The organism is Ferrimonas senticii DSM 18821 (assembly GCF_000422665.1).
GTDB lineage: Bacteria > Pseudomonadota > Gammaproteobacteria > Enterobacterales > Shewanellaceae > Ferrimonas > Ferrimonas senticii.
Genome location: NZ_KE383899.1, coordinates 70,605 through 90,937 on the forward strand (window position 1 = coordinate 70,605; position 20,333 = coordinate 90,937).

Consider the following 20,333-nt stretch of genomic DNA (forward strand, 5'->3'; position numbering starts at 1 on the left):
CTAACCGCCAGCGGCGATCCCTTCACGGCGGGGATCGGCGGCGCCCTGCCAACCGTTATTCACCCGCTTGATCACCTGCACACCGCTGTTCAGCGGTGCCAGTTTAACTTGGTAACCGCGTGTAATCATTTGCGGTGCCAGCGCTTCCAGTGCCGTTGCGGATTCCAGCAGCAGATAATCATTGCGGTGGCTTACCCGTGGCAGCGCCAGTGCCTGATCCAGTGGTAGTTGCCAATCCAACAAGCCGATGGTTACTTGGCTAACGTAGTTGATGATCCGACTGCCACCGGGCGATCCCAATGCCAGTAGCGGCTCTTTATCAGCATCTAACACTATGGTTGGCGCCATTGATGACCGCGGTCGTTTACCCCCCTCAACCCGATTCGCGGCCGGGTGTTCGGCACTGCCGGGGTTTAACGAAAAGTCGGTTAGCTGATTGTTCAATAAGAAACCGCCCACCATCACCGTCGAGCCAAACCCCATCTCAATGGAGCTCGTCAGACTGACTAAGTTACCGTCGGCATCCGCCAGCACCATATGGCTAGTGGATGGCAATGGCACCGTGGCATCATCCCCATGGTTTTGGGCAAACTCGCCGTGGGCAACAACACCGCCATCCTGATACTTCGGAATGGCAGCACTGCGACCAGCCAGATAATCCGGCGCCAGCAATTGGGTTACCGGCACCGGCACAAAGTCTGGATCGGTCAGATAGTGGCCACGATCGGCGTAGGCGATGCGTGAGGCCTGAGCATAATAGTGGATGAAGTCGGCGCCATTGACCGCCATCTTATCGATGGCAAATGGTTGCAGCAGACCCAAGATCTGTGCCACCGCCACCCCGCCAGAGCTTGGTGGCGCCATGCCACACACATGGTACTGTCGATATGGGTGGCACAGCGGCTGACGCCACAGTGGCTGATAACCGGCGAGATCAGCCTCGCTTAACAGCCCAGGACGACTTGGATCCTGATTCACCGCTTGGACCATCTGCTTAGCTAATTCCCCTTGGTAAAAGGCATCAGGACCATTGCTGGCAATCATCCGCAGAGTTTTCGCCAAGGCGAGGTTTTTCAGGGGATCGCCGGCTTTAAGCCACTGGCCTTGCGGCGCAAAATAGCGGTTTGCTGGCCCAGAACGCTTTAGCCCCGGATTGATCTCCGCGGCCAGCAATTTGGCCAAGCGCGGCGATACCGAAAACCCCTGCTCAGCCAAGGTAATCGCATCGTCAAACAGTGCCGCCCACGGCAACTTGCCATGGCGTTGATGAGCCTCATAAAACCCCGCTATTACCCCGGGGACACCCACCGCCCGACCGCCTACCACCGCATCGATCCAGCGCAGCGGCTTGCCATCAACCATAAACAGATCAGGGGTGGCAGCTTGGGGTGCGGTCTCCCGTGCATCTAAGCTAACTAACTGCTGTTTATCGGCATCCCAATAGAGCATAAAGAAACCGCCGCCGATGCCAGAGGATTGCGGCTCGGTCAGAGTTAACACCATCTGCGCGGCAATCGCCGCATCAACGGCACTGCCGCCTTTACCAAGGATTTTTTGCGCAGCAGCGGTGGCATGAGGGTTGGCGGTCGCGGCCATATAGTTGGGCGCAAACGCGATGCCACGTTGGTTAAAGCCAGTAGCGGCCTCTGGCTCAGCTTCAACGGCAACAACAGCTGACGAGATGGTTAACGCCAGTGCAGAGAGGGCGATCGCGGTGGTTTTCATAACAGGGTCGCAACAGAGGGTTGATGGCAGCAGTGTGAGCAATCCGTTGGCCGATGGCAACCACCGACCGAGGCTGTCAGAGCGACAATGATGGCCGCAAAAACAACAACAGCGACCCAAAGGTCGCTGTTGTGAAATTCTGTGTTAGTGGCTAGTCGACGAAGCTGTCTTCGGGATTGTCAAACGACAACTCTTCCGCCACTTCGTCTTGCACTTGGTAGTACGCGTCTTGGTATTCAACGTCTTGCGCTTTAGCTTCCATGGTGGCTCCTTACTGCTGATGATTACTTGCCGAACTCTTTGGTAATTATAATCACAGCAATTCACAAGATCCACCGCAAATCACAGCCAGTACCGAAAATTCACAGAATCAAGCAAATGCCCTACTTTTTCCGATAACGCAGCACCTTTAACCCTTTATCGGCATCCACCTCGATAAAACTGGCTGGATTGGCTAGGCGCTCGACAAATTCAAGTTCAGGGGCAAACTCCGCTACCTGCGCCATCAAATAGCTTTGGCTTAGCTCTGGGGCATTAAGACACAACAGCGCCTCACCACCGCTGGTCACCAGTTCTGGCAAGCGTCGCAACAGCCGTGGGTAATCCTTGGTGGCGATAAAACTGCCCTGCTGAAAGCTGGGGGGATCGACAATCACCAAATCGAACGGCCCCAACCTATTGAGCTTGCCGAAGGTTTTGAACAGATCGTGCCCTAGATAGCGCACCCCTTGATCCAAGCCATTGCGGCGATGATTGCGGGTCCCCTGCCCCAGTGCCGGTTTACTCATATCAAGGTTAACCACCTCGACCGCCCCGCCAGCGCGGGCATACACCGAAAACGCACAGGTGTAGGCGAACAAGTTCAGCACCTTTTTGCCTTGGGCATGGTCACGGACAAAACGGCGGCCATTGGCCATATCCAAAAAGATACCGTGGTTTTGACCACGCAGCAGGTTCAGTTCAAACCACAACCCACCCTCTTGCGCCCAATGCTGCGACGGCGGGGCTTCACCAATCACTTCCGTTTGCGCCGGACTAACACTGCGATCTTGCCAAACCAAGCTTAGTGGCTGGCTGCTGACGTTTTGCCACCATTGGCTCAGTTCGCTTATCAACGACTGTTTTTGCGCATCCACTAACGGCTTAAATTGGGTCAACAGCAACGATGGCGGCAGATAATCAAGGGTTACCCCCTCAAGCCCAGCAAAACAGTGGCCGCGGCCGTGGAAGAGACGTTGGCACTCCTCGGTTGGTTGCTGAGTAGGCAGATGAGGAAGCAGGGAAACAAGCACGGACATCTACTGCTTGCCCTCAACGGTCATCTGACCTTGCATTGGCTGCGACACAATTTGCGGATCGCCTTCTAATAGCACCGCAATCCAGCGGCCCCCCTCGGAAGATTCGAGGGCGATCTTAACGATCATCGTCAGCGGTACCGACAACAACATGCCAACCGAACCCAGCAGCCAGCCCCAGAAGATCAACGACAGAAACACCACCAGGGTCGAGAGGCCAAGCGAACGCCCCATCACTCGCGGTTCAACCACGTTGCCCATCACCATATTGACCGCCACATACAGCACCGAGGTCGCCGCCGCACCGGTCCAGCCGAACTGCAAAAACGCCAACGCCACTGCAGGCACAGCCGCAATGATTGAGCCAATGTTGGGGATGTAGTTAAACAGAAAAGCCACCAACGCCCACAGCAGGAAGTAATCCACCCCAATCAGATACAGACCGATGCCAACCACCACCCCGGTAGCGATGCTCACTAAGGTTTTGATGGCCAGATAACGATTAACCGAGTCCAAAAAGCGATCTATCTGCTGCAAGCGCATCTGCGGATCATCCAAAGCAAAGTGCAGTTTGCGGCTAAGCCCGGAGGCTTCAAACAACATAAACACCACGGTCAGCACAATCAGTAAGGTGTTGGCCAACAGCCCACCAAGCCCAGACAAAATGTCGGTTGCCAATCCCATCAACTGACCCGGATCGAACTGCTGTTTGACCTCATCGGTTGACAGATGAATATTGAATTGGGCTAGGTATTCCAGCGCCGGCGCCAACTGCGCGGTCAACTGGTTGCGATAACTAGGAAGCTGGCTGCGAAAATCGTTGATGGATGACCCCACTACCGACCCCAACCATATCCCCAACAGGATGACGATCGCCATCACCGCAAAAATTGCCAGCCCGCGAGGTAATCGGATCCGGACTAGCATTCGTACTAAGGGGCTGCAGATGATCGACACAAACAGTGCCAACAAAAATGGCACCACTATGTCACTGGCGGTTTTTACCGCCGCTAGGATCACTACCATTGCCGCGAGAAACACCACCGAGCGCAGTGCCATCGAGCCTTGCTCTAATCGATTCAAAGCCATTAATCTGTTTCCAAAGGAAAAAGTGAAAAGGAATTGCCACCATTATGAAGCATGATGAAGCCGTAATACGAATTAAAAACTTACGCTTGCGAACCTTTATTGGCATTAATGAAGATGAGATCCGCAATAAGCAGGATGTGATCATCAATGCCACCATCAGCTACCGTGCCAGCCGCGCCACCTGCAGCGAAAACATCGCTGACGCCCTCAACTACCGCACTATTTGCAAAGCGATAATCGCTCATGTTGAACACCAGCGTTTTAGCCTGTTAGAGAAGCTTACCAACGACGTTCTGACGATCTGTTGCGACCACCCTTGGATAGAGACCGCGACGGTCGAGATCGATAAACCTCATGCACTGCGCTTTGCCGATTCGGTATCGATGCAGTTGTCGTGGCAACGTCCGGAGTAACCTCAATGCGACTGCTGTTAACCGGCGCCACCGGCTTTATTGGCACTGCCTTGGTTAAGTCGTTAACCGAGCATCAGTTAACCATCCTAAGCCGTAACCCCGCCAAGGCTGCGGCTAAGCTTGGCAACCATCACCAATACCTTGCCAGCTTGGAGCAACTGCACGATCTGAGCCAATTCGATGGCGTAATCAATCTGGCTGGCGAACCAATTGCCGATGGCCGTTGGAATCCCGAGCGCAAACAGCAGATCTGCCACAGCCGCTGGGATACCACCGCCGCCCTTACCAGACTGTTTTTTGCCAGTGAACAGCGGCCAACCGTGTGGCTAAACGCCTCGGCCATTGGCTTTTATGGCCCCCGCGACAGTGTGCCAGTGGACGAAAGCAGCGACCCCGGTAATGACTTTGCCGCCGAGGTCTGCATTCGCTGGGAACAGCAAGCCCATGCGGTCGCCGAACATTGCCGCCTCTGTGTGGTTCGCATCGGCTTAGTGATGCACCCAGAAGGCGGTGCGCTGGCCAAGATGCTGCCACCGTTTAAACTGGGCACCGGCGGCCCTATCGGCAGTGGCCAACAGATGATGAGTTGGATCCATCGTGACGATATGGTGGCCTTATTGCGGCATCTGCTTTCTCATGACAGCGCCAGTGGCACCTTTAACGCCACCGCTCCACAGCCGGTCAGCAACCGCCAATTCGTTCAGGCACTGGGCAGAGCACTGCATCGACCAGCGCTGATCCCAGTGCCGGCGACGGCCATTAAACTGATGTTCGGCGAGATGGGCGAGATGCTATTAACCGGTCAAGCGGTGCTGCCAAAGGCTACCGAAGCGAGCGACTTTCGCTTCCAATTTGCCGATATCGACAGTTGCTTTAGTGACCTGTTTAAACGCTAGTGAACAGCTAAGCCAAAAGCCCGCATTGCTGGGTTGCAGCAACGCGGGCTTTGATTGTCATGGCTTAAGCAGCGCCGCGCAGTTGTTAGCCAGCAATCGACGGCAGGCAAAACGCCCCAAGCTGCCAATAAACAGCGCGCCGGTGAGTGGTATGGCCCACCACCAGTGCCAATGCGGTGCCACCACCAGTTCAAACAACTGAGTTTTAATCAACCACAGCAGCAGCTCTGCCACCAAGGTTGCTAAGATCCCAGCAATCGCCCCCAGCAGCACAAACTCCCACGTCACTGCACCGCGCAGCAATCGGCCACTGGCGCCTAAGGTGCGCATGATCGCCAGCTCTTGGCGTCGAGCGGCCATTCCCGCTTCAGTTTGCGCAAGCAGCAACAGCGCCGAGGCCGCCGCCACCACCGCAATAACCCACGCCAATGCCAATGACACCTGCTCAATCACCTGACGCAATTGGCCAATAATGGCACCAACGTCAATCACCGATACCGTTGGAAACTGGCGCACCAGCTGCGCCACCAACTGTGGCTGACCGTCAGGGTGATAAAAGCTGGCGATGTAAGTAGGTACAAACTGCTCAAGCTGTTTGGCGGGGAAGATCATAAAGAAGTTCGGCTGCATGGTTTCCCAGTTTACTTGGCGCAAACTGGTGACGGTTACCTCAATCGGCTGACCATCGATGGTAAACGTCAAACTGTCACCGAGGCCAACATCAAGCCGATCGGCGACCTCCGCCTCCAGCGATACTTCAGCGGCATCCTCGCTGCTAAACCACTGCCCAGCAATGATTGGATTATTTGGCGGCAGCGTATCGCGGAACGTCAGATTGAGTTCACGGCCAATGCCCCGCGGCGCCTGATTTTGTGGCTGTTGTTCGGCATCCTCTTTATCAACCGCACGACGCACGCTTTCCCCATTGATGGCGCTTAACCGGCCACGGATCACCGGGTACAGATCGGTCGCCTGCACTTGCCGCTCGGCCAAGAACTGCGCCATCTCATCCCGCTGATAATCGGCGATGTTGATCAGAAAGTGATCTGGAGTGCCCTCCGGCAACTGTTTTTGCCAGTCCTCTAACAGATCTTGGCGCAGCGCCAGTACCGTAAGCAGCAGCATTAAAGCGACGCTGAAGCCCACCAATTGGATCACGTTCTCGCCGGCGCGGCGGCGCAATCCCGCCAGTGCAAGCTGCAACGGCGAACCGGTACGGATCCCCAGTTGCCGACCCCACGCCAACATCGCAAACCCCAACGCCGCAAGCAGCGCCGCCAGTACCGCTACCGACAACAGCAACACCCAGGTTAGGGTCAGACTGCCACTGTAGAGCCACGCGAGCGCCGCCAGTGCCAACACCGAAGCGGCGCCGTTAAGCCAACCGGCAAGGCCGATTGGGCCGACATCTTTGCGCAGCACTCGCATCGGTGGCACCGCCAATAACCGCAGCATCGGATAAAGGGTAAAGCCAGCAGCGGCAATCACCCCAGTGGCAATGCCAAGCGCCAACGGCCTCAAGGTCGGATTGAACTGCCCCAGCTGCAGTTCGGCCGGCAGCAGCGACATCATCAGCAGCGCCGAACCGTAGCCCAGCAGCAAACCAATCAGTACGCCAACGGTGGTGGTAGCGCCTAAGTGCAAGGCAAAGATCTCACGAATTTGGCGGTGGCTGGCGCCTAGGGTTTTAAACATCGCCACCGCATCGTAGTGACGCTGGCAGTAACGTCGCGCTGCAACCCCAACGGCAGTGCACGCCAGCGCAATGCCTAACAACGTCGCCAACAACATAAATTGCTCGGCCCGCTCTAACGCGCGGGACAGCGGCGTATCTTGGCTCTTCACGTCGATCCAGCGCTGGCTGTTACTCAGTTGCGGCTTAAGCCACTGCTCAAAGGCGGCTAAAGCCGCAGCTTCGCCACTAAATTGATATTGCCAGGTTAGGCGGCTGCCCGGCTGGACAATACCGGTGCTGCCGACATCGCTCAGATTCATCAGCACCGTCGGCGCCGAGGCGAAGACATTAAAACCGCCGTCAGGCAACCGCGCAAATACACCACTGATGGCAAATTCGGCATCGCCCAATTCCGCGAGGCTACCATCCGCGGCGGATTGAGTAAGCTGGTTTAAGCGGCTGTCAAACCACAACGCCCCCGGCTCAGGCAGCGCACCATCTAACTGCGTAAGTGGCTCGATCGCCCCTTTCAATGGGTAACTTGGGCTAACCGCTTTAACCGACACCAGCTGCAGCTGTTCGCCAACAAACAGCATCGATTGAAACTCCAACACCTGCGCTTGGGCGAGTCCCAGTTCGGTCGCTTGCTGTAGCCACTGGGGGTCAACCGCCTGCGGACTACTGAGCAGCCGATCAGCGGCCAGAAATTTAGCCGCTTCGTTATTAAGACCTTGCTGCAATCGTTCGCTAACCAACGCCAACGAAGTCACCGACAATACCGCCAACGTCAGTGCCGCCACAATCAATCGCAACTGTCCTCGCAGCAGTTCGCGCTTAAATAGGCGCCACGCTAAAGTGCGATGACTCATTGCTGCTCCTCCAACCGACCGGCGTGCATCCGCAGTTGCCGCTGGCAGCGCTTGGCCAACTCCAGATCGTGGGTCACCAATACCAGCGTGGTACCAGATTCGCGATTCAGGCTAAACAGCAGCTCTTCGACTTTGTCGCTGTTGCTGTGATCCAGGTTCCCGGTAGGTTCATCAGCAAATAGAATTTTCGGTTTTGAGGCAAAAGCGCGAGCAATTGCTACCCGCTGCTGCTCGCCACCGCTGAGTTGATTGGGAAAGTGATCTAGACGCTCTGCCAAGCCTACCCGCTCTAACAGGGCTTTAGCTTGTTGCGGCGCATTGGCTTGCCCGGCCAATTCCAGCGGCAACATCACGTTCTCCAGTGCCGTTAGGCTGTCCACCAACATGAACGACTGAAAGATAAAGCCGACCGAGGCTCCCCGCAGTGCCGCCCGCTGCTCTTCATCGAGTTGGTGTAGCGCGCTACCATCCAGATAAATCTCGCCATGACTGGCGCGATCCAGCCCGGCCAGCAGCGCCAACAGCGTGGACTTACCGGCACCGGAAGAACCGATAATCGCCACACTTTGTCCCTGAGCAATCTCTAGGTTAATGCCATCAAGGATTGACAGAGTACCGTCCAGTGTTGCTACCTTTTGGCTCAGTTCCCGTACCACAATGGCGGGGTGAGATTGCGACGAGGTCATAGTGCGTAAATCCTTATTTCTGATATTTATTCTGCAGTTTGGCCAGGCCTGGGCCGAGCCAGTGTCAATGATGATCCTGGGCGACAGCTTGAGCGCCAGCTACGGCATGGATGAGCAGGAGGGCTGGGTAGAGATCCTGCGTCAACGTCATCCTGACGCCACCTTAATCAACGCCTCCGTCAGTGGCGAAACCAGTGGTGGCGCGCTGCGTCGACTGCCGCAACTGCTAACGACCCATAAGCCACAATGGATCTTTGTTGAACTTGGCGGTAACGATGGTTTACGCGGCTTCCCACCGCCAATTACTCGCAACAATCTGGCTAAGATCATCGAACTAGGCCAGCAGCATGGCAGTCAAATTTTGCTCTCTGAAGTGATGCTACCACCAAACTATGGTCGTCGTTATACCGAGCAATTTGCACAAGTGTTTCAAACTCTTAATTCCGAATATCAGTTGACCCTAGTGCCGTTCTTTATGACCGAAATCGCGCCGAAACCGGAGCTGATGCAACGCGACGGCATTCATCCCAACCGCCAAGCGCAACCGTTGATAGCCGACTTCCTAGAACCGTGGTTACTGCCAGCAGAAGCGCAACGCCAGCAATAACCATTGCCGTTACCACCGTAACAGTCACTGCAATCGCCGTGTCCATGCCTTACGAGCAATACTTGAGCGCGGCGCTTTCACTTATCGCTGTAAAAAACCGCTGACAACGACTGGGAATTTAGCGAGTTGCACCGATACCATAAAAATTCCCCATCTAAATCCGTTCAGTTACCAGCAAACTCAAGCGCCATCAGCGTTGCAACGGTTGCGGTAAAGCGTGCGCTGGATACTTTCCTTTCCAGCTTATACCCGCTAAGGTATGCCGATCTGCTCTTCAGAGCAGCGGCGATATAACACCATAACAAGCGCCTTAAGAAGCCGCACAAAGCGGACTTTTGTCTTATAAATCAAGGTAATCTCGCAAATGAGCTCACACATCAATCGCGGCGAGTTTTTAGGACACCCTAAAGGCTTGTTCCTGCTGTTCACCACCGAGCTGTGGGAACGTTTCTCCTACTACGCCATGCGCGCCATTTTGGTACTGTACTTGGTTGACCAAGTCAGCAAACAAGGTGGCGGCGGTCTGGGCTGGACTCAAGCTGACGCCCTATCGCTATATGGCACCTTCACCGGCTTGGTGTACCTGACCCCACTGATCGGCGGTTGGTTGGCGGACAACGTTATCGGTCAACGTAAATCAATCATGATCGGCGGCGCCATGATGGCCATCGGCCAATTCCTGCTGGGTACCCCGCACGCTTGGGTTCCCGGCATGGAAACCGAGGTGTTTTATTTGGGCTTAGGCATCCTGATTTTGGGTAATGGCCTGTTTAAACCAAACATCTCTACCATGGTTGGCGACCTGTACGCTGAAGGCGATCATCGCCGCGACGGGGCTTTCACTATCTTCTACATGGGCATCAACGTTGGTGCTGCACTGTCTGGTTTCTTGGTGGCGTGGGCATACACCTACTTCGGTAGCACCCAGATCATTAACGGCCAAGAAGTATTCGTTAACGACTGGCAAGCAGGCTTCGTGCTTGCCGGTATCGGTATGTTGCTGTCGATCGTGATCCAAGCAATTTGGGCACAAAAACTGTTGGGCGATATCGGTACTGTGCCGGCGGCCAAACTGGCCAAGCAACAGCAGAAGTCAGATAAGAAAGAACCACTGACCAAAGTAGAACGCGACCGCATCAAAGTGATCATGGTACTGGGTCTGTTTACCATCGTATTCTGGGCTGGCTTTGAGCAAGCGGGCGGCCTGATGAACCTGTTCACCAACGAGTTCACCGACCGCACCATCGGCTCTTGGGAAGTACCAACCACTTACTTCCAGTCACTGAACGCCATCTTTATCGTGCTGTTTGCGCCAATCATCGCCTCCATTTGGGTGCGTTTGGGCAGCAAAGAACCGAACTCCCCGGTGAAATTCGCCTTAGGTTTGATTCTGCTGGGCATTGGCTTCCTGTTTATGATGGGCGCGGTAATGGAGATGAACGGCGATCCAACCGCTAAGTCATCAATGTGGTGGCTGGTCGGGGCCTACTTCTTCCATACCATGGGTGAACTGTGTTTATCGCCAATTGGCCTGTCGATGGTAACCAAGCTGGCACCGCTGCGTATGGCTTCCTTGATGATGGGCGCGTGGTTCCTGTTTATTGCGGTATCCAACAAGGTTGCCGGTTTCGTTGGCTCGCTGATCGGCCACGGTGGCGATGCTGCGACTCAGCTGGAAAATGCGATGGCAATCTTCTCCGGCATCTTCATCACCGCCGCCGCCTCTGGCGTATTGCTGTACCTCGTTTCCGACAAACTGGTGGATTGGATGCACGGCGCCGAATCTGGCCACAGCAACCAAGATGAAGCTAGCGCACTTGAACAAGAGATGGAGATCGTCGGCGAACACGACAGCGTATCTCGTTAAGATTTAACAAAGTTTCTAAAATAAAGCCCCAAAATCAGATGGTTTTGGGGCTTTTCTGTTGATAATGTCAATGTCACATAACACCTCACCAACTATCGAACTGACAAGCTAGATCAGATAATATTGAAAGAATTTTTTTCCAGACAACTGTCATTTAACAGTCTGTTTTTCTTGACAACTTGTATGCTAAACCAATTATTAATGAACAATACGATGATGCCTTCTCGCCTATTTAGCGTCAGTGTGCTGGTAATGTTAATCAGTGGCTGTGCTGTCCCTGGCTCTCACGTCAACAATGGTTCTTACACAAACCACGCAAGCGAAACCAGTAGCAGAGAGGCTTCCGAGCAATTAGCCGTACAAGCAATCACTCCAGAGCTAATTCAGCGACTCAAGCCAACTCATCAACCGCAAAGAGTTAACCTTGAATTGGATCAAGCTATTGCCAATTACGATTATCGAGTTGGCAATGGCGACGTCCTTAACATCACCGTCTGGGATCACCCTGAACTGACTATTCCTGCTGGCTCTTACCGTAGCGCCCAAGATGCTGGTAACTGGGTACACAATGACGGCACCATCTATTATCCGTATGTTGGTAATATTAAGGTTGCTGGATTATTGGTTACCGAAATTCGTGACCTACTGGCCTCTCGGCTCGCCAAGTATATCGAAAGCCCACAAATTGATGTGTCAGTGGCCGCGTTCCGCTCACAGCGCGTTTATATCACTGGCGAAGTAAACAAAGCCGGGCAACTGCCGTTAACCAACATACCATTAACTGCGTTGGATGCAGTTAACTATGCTGGAGGTCTAAATGCCGACGCAGACTGGGAAAACGTTATTCTTAGCCGCAACGGCAATGAGTTTCAACTCTCGCTAAAAGCGCTGTACGAGCAGGGCGATCTTACGCAAAACTACCTATTGCAGCACAATGATGTAATTCACGTTAGCCGCAACGACCACAATAAGGTTTTCGTTTTAGGTGAAGTATCTTCACCTCAGCCGGTCAGCATTCAACGCCAAGGCATTACCCTAGCCGAAGCCCTAGCGGAGACCGGTGGTATTGACGAGGGCAGCGCCAATGCCAGTGGCATCTTTGTTATTCGCGCGAACAACTCCAGTAAGGCACTGGCCGATGTTTATCAGATGGACATCAGCGATGCGCGCGCACTGGTATTTGCAGACCAATTTCCATTACAGGCACGGGATATTGTCTACGTTACTGCTGAACCGGTGGCTCGTTGGAACCGAGTTCTATCACAGTTAATCCCAACCATCAGTGCAGTCAATGAAATCACCGAAGGCGTTCAGCGAGTACGCAGTTTCTAATGAAGTTTGAAAATATTTTAATTGTTTGCGTTGGTAATATCTGTCGATCACCAACGGTAGAGTTGATGTTTAAACAACGTTGGCCCAACAAGCACATCAGTTCTGCCGGCGTTGGCGCTCTAGTTGATAAACCCATGGATGCCACCGCCATGGCGCTGGCGGCAGAGCACAATTTCGATGGAACCGACCATCGAGGTCGCCAGTTGACTGCCGCTATTGCCGCAATGGCTGACCTAATCATCGTTATGGAGAAAGGCCATATTGCTGCCGTGGAACGAATAGCTCCTGGCAGTCGAGGTAAAGTGTTTTTGCTTGGTAAATGGCAACAGGATCTCGAAATCCCCGATCCCTATCGTCAAAGTCGTGAAGCCTTTGAACACGTTTATACCCTTATGGAAAACAGCACAGCCAGTTGGGCCAAAGTGCTCGGCTAACTGACAGAGATAGCAATGTCTAATATTAAAACCACAACTCACAATGATGATGAGATTGATTTAAGTCGGCTTTTCGGTCATTTGCTCGAAGGGAGTAAACTGATCGTTGCGATTACCGCGGCTTTCGCCGCGGTTGGTGTGGCAATCGCCGTCATATCAACGCCAATCTATCAAGCTGATGCTCTTGTGCAGGTAGAAAGCAAATCCTCTGGGGTGCCAGGCCTTGGCGAGATGAGTGAGATGTTCGCAACCGAGAGCGAATCGGTCACTGAAATCGAAATCATCAAGTCGCGGATGGTACTTGGAGATGTCGTACATGCGCTGGATCTAACCACCGCCGTCACCCCCCAATACCTTCCAATAATTGGCAACTATTTGGCCCGTCGCAACCAACACAACCAGCCAAGCCAATGGCAGGGCTATGCACTTGGCGGCGAACAAATTAACGTTGCAGAACTGCAAGTGCCTCGCAATTTATTGGGCCAAGCTTTAACCCTAGAAACCACCACATCAGGCTACCAACTGCGCCTGGAGGACGAGGTGCTGTTGCAGGGCAAGATTGGTGAAAGTGTTAACCAAAACGGCATTAGTATCCGCATTAGTGAAATCAATGCAGCACTGGGCACTCGCTTTACCGTAAGCAAGTTGGATGAAATTACGGTTATCGAATCGCTTAAGCGAGACTTAGCTATCTCCGAGCGTGGCAAGCAAAGCGGCATTTTAGCGTTAACCCTGCAAGGCCAAGATAAACAACACTTGGTTGAGGTTCTCGATAAAGTGAGCCACTACTATCTGCTGCAGAACATCAAACGGATGTCTGCCGAAGCAGAAAATAGCTTACAATTTGTCGAGCAAAACCTGCCGGAAATGAAGGCCAAACTCGAACGCGCCGAAACCGCTTTGAACGATTTTCAAAGCACAGTGCGTTCCGTCGACATGAGCCTAGAAACCGAAGCGGTGCTAAAAAGCGTGGTTGAATATGAACGCCGCTTAAATGAGCTGAACATCAAAGAGACTGAGATCCAACAGCTCTATACCCAATCGCACCCGGTTTACCAAGCGCTACTGCAGCAGCGACAAGATCTGCAACAACAAAAAGATGGCCTAACCAGCCAAATTGAACAACTGCCAGAAACTCAACAACAGTTGCTGCGACTACGCCGTGATGTTGAAGTAGCGCAGACCATCTATCTGCAACTGCTCAATCACGCCCAAGAACTGGCCATTGTCAAAGCCTCCACCGTGGGTAACGTGCGGATCATTGATGCAGCGGTAGCTCAGGTGCAACCAATCAAACCGAAAAAGGCGCTGATTGCGGTACTTGCTACCTTACTGGGCTTTATGGCCTCGATCGCATTGGTGTTGGTTCGAGCCATGCTCAAACGTGGCGTAGAAACGCCAGAGCAGATCGAAGAACTTGGACTGTCAGTCTACGCTTCGGTGCCTAAATCGGAATTCCAAGGATCATTAGAGACTCGACAGAAACGGCTATCCACTAAAACTAAGTTAGACGGCGGCCATGCACTGCTGGCGCATGTCAATCCGGCCGATCTGTCGGTTGAAGCCCTGCGCAGTCTGCGTACCAGTTTGCACTTTGCGATGCTCGAGTCGCAAAACAACATCTTAATGCTATCCGGTCCAGCCCCTAATATTGGCAAGAGTTTTATCTCCGCCAACCTTGGCACGGTAATGGCCAATAGTGGTAGCAAGGTGCTGGTCATCGATGCCGATATGCGAAAAGGCTATATGCAACGGATGTTCGGCTGTTCATGGGATGATGGCTTGTCAGATTTCTTGGCCGGAAAAGTCAGTCGTGAGCAAACTATCCGCTCAACCCTGGTTGACAACATGGACTTTGTGCCTCGTGGGCAAGTACCGCCAAACCCGGCGGAACTGTTGATGTTGCCAAAATTCCGTGAGTTTATGCAGTGGGCTTCGAGCAATTACGATTTAGTGATTATTGATACCCCGCCGATTTTAGCGGTGACCGATGCTGCCATCGTTGGTGCGATAGCCGGTACTTCAATCATGGTGGTCAAGCACCGTGAAACGCCACTAAAAGAGATTGAGTTCGCGGTACAACGGTTTGCCACCAGTGGCGTGCAGATCAAGGGGGTAATCCTCAACCAGTTGGTCAAACAAGCCGGAGGCTACGGCAACTACGGTTACTACCAATACGATTACAGCAGCAAATAAACCGGCTTAGTCAACGCCCACAGTGATGTGGGCGTTGTCATTTTTGCCGCGTCTTGCCTCAAAGATCTGCCCAGCATCAATTGCTTAATCGACGATTTATGGCTAAAACCTGTCAGCAAGCCACTATGAAGGAGTTTGCCGTGGATACCTTGAGCCTTAACGAAGCCCGCATCATCGGTTGTATGTTGGAGAAAGAAGCCACTACGCCGGACCAATATCCGCTCACTTTAAACTCCCTGAAAAACGCCTGTAATCAGAAGAGCAATCGTGAGCCGGTGTTGTCCTTAAGTGACAACGAGATCAAACAAACCGTCGACCAACTGCTGCAAAAACGACTGCTGCAAGAAGAGAGCAGCGCTCGAGTAAGTAAGTACAAACACCGCTTCTGCAATACCCCATTCGGCGGCCTCAAACTCACCGATCAAGAACGCGCCATTATCTGCGTGTTGTTGCTACGTGGCCCACAAACCCCTGGTGAGCTGCGCTCCCGCACCAATCGTCAGTGTGAGTTTCGCGATGTCAGCGAAACCGAGCAGGTGCTGCAAACCTTAATTGGACGCGAATTAGTGGCCCAGTTGCCACGGGAAGCGGGCAAACGGGAAAGTCGTTATGGTCATCTGTTTTCCGGCGAGTTGACGATGGTCACCACCGCCGAGCTGGTTGCCGATGATAAAGCCCGGATTGCCGAGCTAGAAAAAGAGAACGCCATCCTTAAGCTGGAAATTGAGCGTTTAAAAGGGTTGTTAGCGTAAGCCATTCCATAATCCAGGATGTGGATTAGGAGCTACAAGATAGGCTCCTAGGCCACATCCTTAGCTTGTCTAACGATATATATCAGCTAACCGACAACCGACCTTATATCGCCAACTGCAACTGCTGGCTGTCGTTATCATCCAAACTGACGCTTAACCCCACCAAGCGCACCCCTCGCCCCTCTGCACGCTGATAACCGGTTTGCAGCAAGGCACGGATAATCACCTCATCCAACTGGGTCGCCTGTCGTGACACCGTAGTTTGCTGAAAGTCACTGAACTTGAGTTTCAGATGAATGCCTTTAAAAGCGCGGGTACCCAAACGCTGGGCTAACTTCGGCAACAGCTTGCGCAGCTCCAGCAAACATTCAGTTTCACTGCCTAAATCGGTCAGCAAGGTGGTTTCCGCGCCCACCGATTTACGCACCCGCTCACTAATCACCTCGCGATTATCAATCCCCTGCGCCCGCTGATAGAGCACTGGACCAAACTTGCCGAGCCATTGCTCCAATGCCTCAGGGGTGTGCTGAAGAACGTCTGCGCCAAGGGTTAAGCCGCGCTCAGCCAGACGTTCGGCGGTTTTCGGACCAACCCCAGGAATTTTACGCAGTGGCAACTTAGCGGCGAACTCGGCGTTATGCTCCGGCAGCACCACACATTGGCCATTGGGCTTATTTTCATCGGAGGCAATCTTCGCCAGAAACTTACAGTTGGCGATGCCAGCGGATGCGGTCAATCCCGTTTCGGCTAAGATCTCAGCTCGAATTTGCTGAGCCATCAAGGTCGCACTGCCGCGACACTGAGCGCTGTCGCTGACGTCCAAGAAAGCTTCGTCCAACGACAACGGTTCGATTTTAGCGGTGTAACGCTCGAAGATGGCGCGGATCTGCTTGGAGATCTCGACATAGACCGCCATCCGTCCTGGCACAATAATTAACTGTGGACAACGTCGCAGCGCTTCGCTGCTGGGCATGGCACTGCGCACCCCAAAAGCACGGGCTTCGTAATTACAGGTCGACAACACCCCACGGCCACCAGCACGACCACCAACCGCCACCGGCTTGCCAGCCAGTTCTGGATTATCGCGCACCTCGACCGCCGCGTAGAAGCAGTCCATATCAATATGAATGATTTTGCGCGAATGAGGGGATGACATAGCGACGAAAAACCGAACCAAAAACTGTATATAGATACAGTTAAGTTTAGCGCCAGCCTAACAGTCAGACAATTCTCCTCGCCAAAAAAACGCCGAGGTAGCAAACCACCTCGGCGTTAAATCTAACGGGGATAATCGTTTAAATAATGCGGTCCTGCTGCAGTTTGGCTGCTCGCGCTTCTTCCGCCATCTTGGCTTTGCGCTTATCGCAAGGCTCTGGGCAATCGCAGGCTTTATCAACCCCGACATTGGCAAGGCCACCACAAGAACCACTGACGCTCTTGCGCTTGATAATGTAGCCCACCGACATCAGCACAAACACCGATAAAAAAATTACAAAGGTGGCAAAAACAGTCTGCATCGATAGTTACTCCTTTATCTATCAGTACCTACCGCAGGCCACTCAATCCGCTAAAAACGGCTTAAAGGCGCTGCTGTAAGCAGTATCAAACTCACCATCGAGGCGTTTTTCAATCAACATCACCGCCAAGTTATTGGCCTCAGCGTACGCCAGAGAGGCCTCTTTACCCATCACACTAAAAGCGGTGGCAAGACCATCGGCACGCATGCTGGATGCCGTGATCACTGTCACAGATGCTAATCGATTGGTAATCGGCTTACCACTGCGTGGATCAATCAAGTGCGAGAAACGGATCCCGTCTTGTTCAAAGAAATTGCGGTAATCGCCGGAGGTCGCCACCGCGTTATTACCCGGCTCTATCACCTCAAAGATCTGCCGGCCGTTGGGATCGGGCCGCTCTACAGCAATCCGCCACGGCTGCTCATCGAGCTTGGTGCCGCGAATGCGCAGTTCACCGCCGATCTCGACCATATAGTTGCCGATATCGTGCTGCTCCAACAGATCCGCCACTACATCGACCCCATAACCTTTAGCAATGGCGGAAAAGTTCAAGGTAAGCAATGGATCGGATTTCGCCAGTGCCTTATCGGTCAGCGTTAACTTATCCATCCCGACCATCATCAACGCGGTGGCCATCTCCCGACTGGACGGCGCTCTATCCACCTGACCTTGTGGTCCAAAGCCCCACAGGTCAATCAATGGCGCAATGGTTACATCTAAGGCACCGTCGGTAACTTGCGACAGCCACAGCGATTCCGCCATCACAATCGCGAAGTCCTCGTCGATGGTCATCGGTGCCGTTGAGCTGGACGCATTGAACTGACTGATCAGCGAGTCGCTCTGGTAATGCGACATCGACCGGTTGACCGCCACTAGCCGTTGGTCAATCTCCGCTTGGATCTGCTCGGCTTGATCGGCATCACCAATCCAACTGATGTGGTAAGTAGTGCCCATAGTGGTGCCGGCGATCTTGACCAGCTCAGGGCCAAAGCTCCAGCCACTAACACGCCAACCACTCAGGCCGACTAAAACAACAAGGGCTAGCCCGATAGGGGCTAGCACCTTGATTCGAAGAGTACTAAACATCTCGTTCATTCATAGATTCAGTGTTAACCACCAAAATCATCCAACAGAATGTTTTCATCTTCAACACCCAGATCTTTCAGCATCTGGATCACCGCGGCGTTCATCATCGGTGGTCCACACATGTAGAACTCACAATCCTCAGGCGCATCATGATCCTTAAGGTAGTTCTCATACAAGACGTTGTGGATAAAGCCGGTGTAGCCATCCCAGTTGTCTTCCGGTTGCGGATCCGACAGCGCCACATGCCACTTAAAGTTGTCGTTCTCCGCCTGCAGGCCATCGAAGTCTTCAACGTAGAACATCTCTCGCTTGGAACGGGCACCGTACCAGAAGGTGATCTTACGTTTTGAATTCAGGCGCTTAAGCTGATCGAAGATGTGCGAGCGCATCGGCGCCATGCCAGCACCACCGCCAACAAACACCATTTCCGCTTCAGTCTCTTTGGCAAAGAACTCACCAAACGGGCCTGAAATCATCACCTTGTCACCGGCCTTGAGGCTCCAGATGTAGGATGACATCTTGCCCGGTGGTAGCTCCATATTGCGTGGTGGCGGGGTGGCGATCCGGACGTTAAGCATAATGATGCCCTCCTCTTCCGGATAGTTGGCCATTGAGTACGCCCGCAATACCGGCTCGTCACACTTAGACTCTAATTTGAAGAAGCCAAAGTGCTCCCAGTCACCGCGATACTCTTCCGGCACATCAAAATCGGCGTACTTAACGTGGTGCTTTGGCGCTTCAATCTGGATGTAACCACCAGCGCGGAATGGTACCGATTCGCCATCGGGGATCCGCAGCTTCAGCTCTTTAATGAAAGTGGCTTTGTTATCGTTGGAGATAACCTCGCACTCCCATTGCTTAACCCCGAACACCTCTTCTGGCAGCTCAATCTGCATATCTTGCTTGACCGCCACCTGACACGCCAAGCGACAGCCTTCGCGCGCCTCACGCTTGTTCACGTGGCTGGTTTCGGTCGGCAGGATATCGCCGCCACCCTCATGCACTTTTACTCGGCACTGACCGCAAGAGCCACCGCCGCCACAGGCTGAGGAGATAAAGATGCCGTTACCGGCCAGTGCGCCCAACAGTTTGTCGCCGGGAGTGGTGGTGATCGCCTTATCGGCGTCACCGTTGATGCTAATGGTGACGTCACCGCTGGGTACCAGCTTGGACTTGGCGAACATAATCACCAATACCAGCACGGTTACGATTGCGGTAAACATCCCTACGCCGAGTACAATTTCCATCGACAAATCCTTTTCTTACTACGTTCTCGGCCGCTTACAGCGACACCCCGGAGAAGGACATAAAGCCCAGCGCCATCAAACCGGCGGTGACGAAAGTGATCCCCAGACCACGCAAACCGTCTGGCACATCGGCGTACTTCATCTTCTCACGGATGGAGGCCAGCAATACCAGCGCCATCGCCCAGCCAACCCCGGCACCCAAACCGAACACTACCGATTCAGCGAAGTTGTAATCCTTGTTAGCCATAAAGGATACGGCGCCGAAAATTGCACAGTTCACGGTGATCAGTGGCAGGAAAATGCCCAGCGCGTTGTACAGCGGCGGGAAGTACTTATCCAAGGTCATCTCAAGGATCTGCACCAAGGCCGCAATCACCCCGATAAAGGTGATAAAGCTTAAGAAGCTTAAGTCCGCTTCCGGCAGACCAGCCCACGCCAGCGCCCCAGGGGCTAATACATTGGAGTAGATCAATTGGTTTACCGGCACCGCTAGGGTCAGTACCACAATCACGGCAACCCCGAGGCCAATGGCAGTAGAGACTTTCTTCGATACCGCCAAAAAGGTACACATCCCCAAGAAGAAGCTCAGCGCCATGTTCTCGATAAAGATCGCCCGTACAAATAGGCTAATGTACTGTTCCATGCCA

Annotated in this window: 18 protein-coding genes; 8 read left to right on the forward strand and 10 right to left on the reverse strand. The window is 53.4% G+C overall.

Annotated features, from left to right (window positions below; translation table 11 throughout):
• The 3 genes from ggt to G506_RS0115420 form a co-directional block, all read right to left on the reverse strand.
• Positions 1-1,725: a gamma-glutamyltransferase gene (gene ggt, locus G506_RS0115400; RefSeq protein WP_028117646.1), complete on the reverse strand. Its 1,725-nt coding sequence runs from the start codon at positions 1,723-1,725 to the stop codon at positions 1-3.
• Between the two features lie 383 nt (positions 1,726-2,108).
• Entirely contained in the window at positions 2,109-3,023 is a 915-nt protein-coding gene (locus G506_RS0115415; RefSeq protein WP_035387429.1) for a class I SAM-dependent methyltransferase, read from the reverse strand.
• Positions 3,024-4,103: an AI-2E family transporter gene (locus G506_RS0115420; RefSeq protein WP_420806112.1), complete on the reverse strand. Its 1,080-nt coding sequence runs from the start codon at positions 4,101-4,103 to the stop codon at positions 3,024-3,026.
• A gap of 50 nt (positions 4,104-4,153) precedes the next feature.
• Between G506_RS0115420 and folX the strand changes: the two genes are divergently transcribed.
• Both folX and G506_RS0115430 read left to right on the forward strand, forming a co-directional pair.
• Positions 4,154-4,522: a dihydroneopterin triphosphate 2'-epimerase gene (gene folX / locus G506_RS0115425; protein ID WP_028117649.1), complete on the forward strand. Its 369-nt coding sequence runs from the start codon at positions 4,154-4,156 to the stop codon at positions 4,520-4,522.
• A 5-nt stretch (positions 4,523-4,527) separates the two neighbouring features.
• Positions 4,528-5,418, forward strand: a complete 891-nt coding sequence (locus G506_RS0115430) for a TIGR01777 family oxidoreductase (RefSeq protein ID WP_028117650.1) — start codon at positions 4,528-4,530, stop codon at positions 5,416-5,418.
• A 57-nt stretch (positions 5,419-5,475) separates the two neighbouring features.
• On the opposite strand, the gene G506_RS0115435 is transcribed toward G506_RS0115430, so the two are convergent.
• Both G506_RS0115435 and G506_RS0115440 read right to left on the reverse strand, forming a co-directional pair.
• On the reverse strand, positions 5,476-7,962 hold the full coding sequence (locus tag G506_RS0115435) for an ABC transporter permease (RefSeq protein WP_028117651.1): 2,487 nt from the start codon (positions 7,960-7,962) through the stop codon (positions 5,476-5,478).
• The gene (locus G506_RS0115440) at positions 7,959-8,648 is read right to left on the reverse strand and encodes an ABC transporter ATP-binding protein (protein WP_051202186.1); all 690 of its coding nucleotides are present in this window, start codon (positions 8,646-8,648) and stop codon (positions 7,959-7,961) included. Before G506_RS0115440 ends, G506_RS0115435 begins: the two co-directional genes overlap by 4 nt.
• 1 nt (position 8,649) lies before the next feature.
• On the opposite strand from G506_RS0115440, the gene G506_RS0115445 reads away from it, so the two are divergent.
• The 6 genes from G506_RS0115445 to G506_RS0115470 all read left to right on the forward strand — a co-directional run bounded on the left by G506_RS0115445 (position 8,650) and on the right by G506_RS0115470 (position 15,836).
• Positions 8,650-9,255, forward strand: coding sequence for an arylesterase (locus G506_RS0115445; protein WP_420806110.1), 606 nt, complete (start codon positions 8,650-8,652; stop codon positions 9,253-9,255).
• A gap of 364 nt (positions 9,256-9,619) precedes the next feature.
• Entirely contained in the window at positions 9,620-11,122 is a 1,503-nt protein-coding gene (locus G506_RS0115450) for a peptide MFS transporter (RefSeq protein ID WP_028117654.1), read from the forward strand.
• A 123-nt stretch (positions 11,123-11,245) separates the two neighbouring features.
• Positions 11,246-12,454, forward strand: a complete 1,209-nt coding sequence (locus G506_RS0115455) for a polysaccharide export protein (protein WP_276197860.1) — start codon at positions 11,246-11,248, stop codon at positions 12,452-12,454.
• Positions 12,454-12,888, forward strand: coding sequence for a low molecular weight protein-tyrosine-phosphatase (locus G506_RS0115460; protein ID WP_028117656.1), 435 nt, complete (start codon positions 12,454-12,456; stop codon positions 12,886-12,888). Before G506_RS0115455 ends, G506_RS0115460 begins: the two co-directional genes overlap by 1 nt.
• A gap of 15 nt (positions 12,889-12,903) precedes the next feature.
• Positions 12,904-15,084, forward strand: coding sequence for a polysaccharide biosynthesis tyrosine autokinase (locus G506_RS0115465; RefSeq protein WP_028117657.1), 2,181 nt, complete (start codon positions 12,904-12,906; stop codon positions 15,082-15,084).
• Between the two features lie 98 nt (positions 15,085-15,182).
• Positions 15,183-15,836, forward strand: coding sequence for a YceH family protein (locus G506_RS0115470; protein WP_240473441.1), 654 nt, complete (start codon positions 15,183-15,185; stop codon positions 15,834-15,836).
• Positions 15,837-15,939: 103 nt separating this feature from the next.
• On the opposite strand, the gene dinB is transcribed toward G506_RS0115470, so the two are convergent.
• The 5 genes from dinB to nqrE all read right to left on the reverse strand — a co-directional run bounded on the left by dinB (position 15,940) and on the right by nqrE (position 20,329).
• Positions 15,940-16,992 carry a DNA polymerase IV gene (gene dinB / locus G506_RS0115475; RefSeq protein WP_028117659.1) on the reverse strand — a complete coding sequence of 351 codons (1,053 nt, stop codon included), beginning with the start codon at positions 16,990-16,992 and terminating at the stop codon, positions 15,940-15,942.
• 139 nt (positions 16,993-17,131) lie between these two features.
• Positions 17,132-17,353, reverse strand: coding sequence for a (Na+)-NQR maturation NqrM (gene nqrM / locus G506_RS0115480; RefSeq protein ID WP_028117660.1), 222 nt, complete (start codon positions 17,351-17,353; stop codon positions 17,132-17,134).
• Between the two features lie 42 nt (positions 17,354-17,395).
• A complete protein-coding gene (locus G506_RS0115485; protein WP_240473442.1) occupies positions 17,396-18,415 on the reverse strand; it encodes an FAD:protein FMN transferase in 1,020 nt (339 codons plus the stop codon).
• Between the two features lie 47 nt (positions 18,416-18,462).
• Positions 18,463-19,686, reverse strand: coding sequence for an NADH:ubiquinone reductase (Na(+)-transporting) subunit F (gene nqrF / locus G506_RS0115490; RefSeq protein WP_028117662.1), 1,224 nt, complete (start codon positions 19,684-19,686; stop codon positions 18,463-18,465).
• Positions 19,687-19,720: 34 nt separating this feature from the next.
• Positions 19,721-20,329 (reverse strand): NADH:ubiquinone reductase (Na(+)-transporting) subunit E, encoded by a 609-nt coding sequence (gene nqrE, locus G506_RS0115495; protein WP_028117663.1) that lies wholly within the window; start codon positions 20,327-20,329, stop codon positions 19,721-19,723.
• Between the last annotated feature and the right edge of the window lie 4 nt (positions 20,330-20,333).

Excerpts from the sequence above, each read along its gene's own strand:
- ggt (WP_028117646.1), bottom strand. The coding sequence starts at position 1,725 with ATGAAAACCACCGCGATCGCCCTCTCTGCACTGGCGTTAACCATCTCG.
- G506_RS0115415 (WP_035387429.1), bottom strand. The coding sequence starts at position 3,023 with ATGTCCGTGCTTGTTTCCCTGCTTCCTCATCTGCCTACTCAGCAACCA.
- folX (WP_028117649.1), top strand. The coding sequence starts at position 4,154 with ATGAAGCATGATGAAGCCGTAATACGAATTAAAAACTTACGCTTGCGA.
- G506_RS0115430 (WP_028117650.1), top strand. The coding sequence starts at position 4,528 with ATGCGACTGCTGTTAACCGGCGCCACCGGCTTTATTGGCACTGCCTTG.
- G506_RS0115435 (WP_028117651.1), bottom strand. The coding sequence starts at position 7,962 with ATGAGTCATCGCACTTTAGCGTGGCGCCTATTTAAGCGCGAACTGCTG.
- G506_RS0115440 (WP_051202186.1), bottom strand. The coding sequence starts at position 8,648 with ATGACCTCGTCGCAATCTCACCCCGCCATTGTGGTACGGGAACTGAGC.
- G506_RS0115450 (WP_028117654.1), top strand. The coding sequence starts at position 9,620 with ATGAGCTCACACATCAATCGCGGCGAGTTTTTAGGACACCCTAAAGGC.
- G506_RS0115460 (WP_028117656.1), top strand. The coding sequence starts at position 12,454 with ATGAAGTTTGAAAATATTTTAATTGTTTGCGTTGGTAATATCTGTCGA.
- G506_RS0115465 (WP_028117657.1), top strand. The coding sequence starts at position 12,904 with ATGTCTAATATTAAAACCACAACTCACAATGATGATGAGATTGATTTA.
- G506_RS0115470 (WP_240473441.1), top strand. The coding sequence starts at position 15,183 with ATGGCTAAAACCTGTCAGCAAGCCACTATGAAGGAGTTTGCCGTGGAT.
- dinB (WP_028117659.1), bottom strand. The coding sequence starts at position 16,992 with ATGTCATCCCCTCATTCGCGCAAAATCATTCATATTGATATGGACTGC.
- nqrM (WP_028117660.1), bottom strand. The coding sequence starts at position 17,353 with ATGCAGACTGTTTTTGCCACCTTTGTAATTTTTTTATCGGTGTTTGTG.
- nqrF (WP_028117662.1), bottom strand. The coding sequence starts at position 19,686 with ATGGAAATTGTACTCGGCGTAGGGATGTTTACCGCAATCGTAACCGTG.
- nqrE (WP_028117663.1), bottom strand. The coding sequence starts at position 20,329 with ATGGAACAGTACATTAGCCTATTTGTACGGGCGATCTTTATCGAGAAC.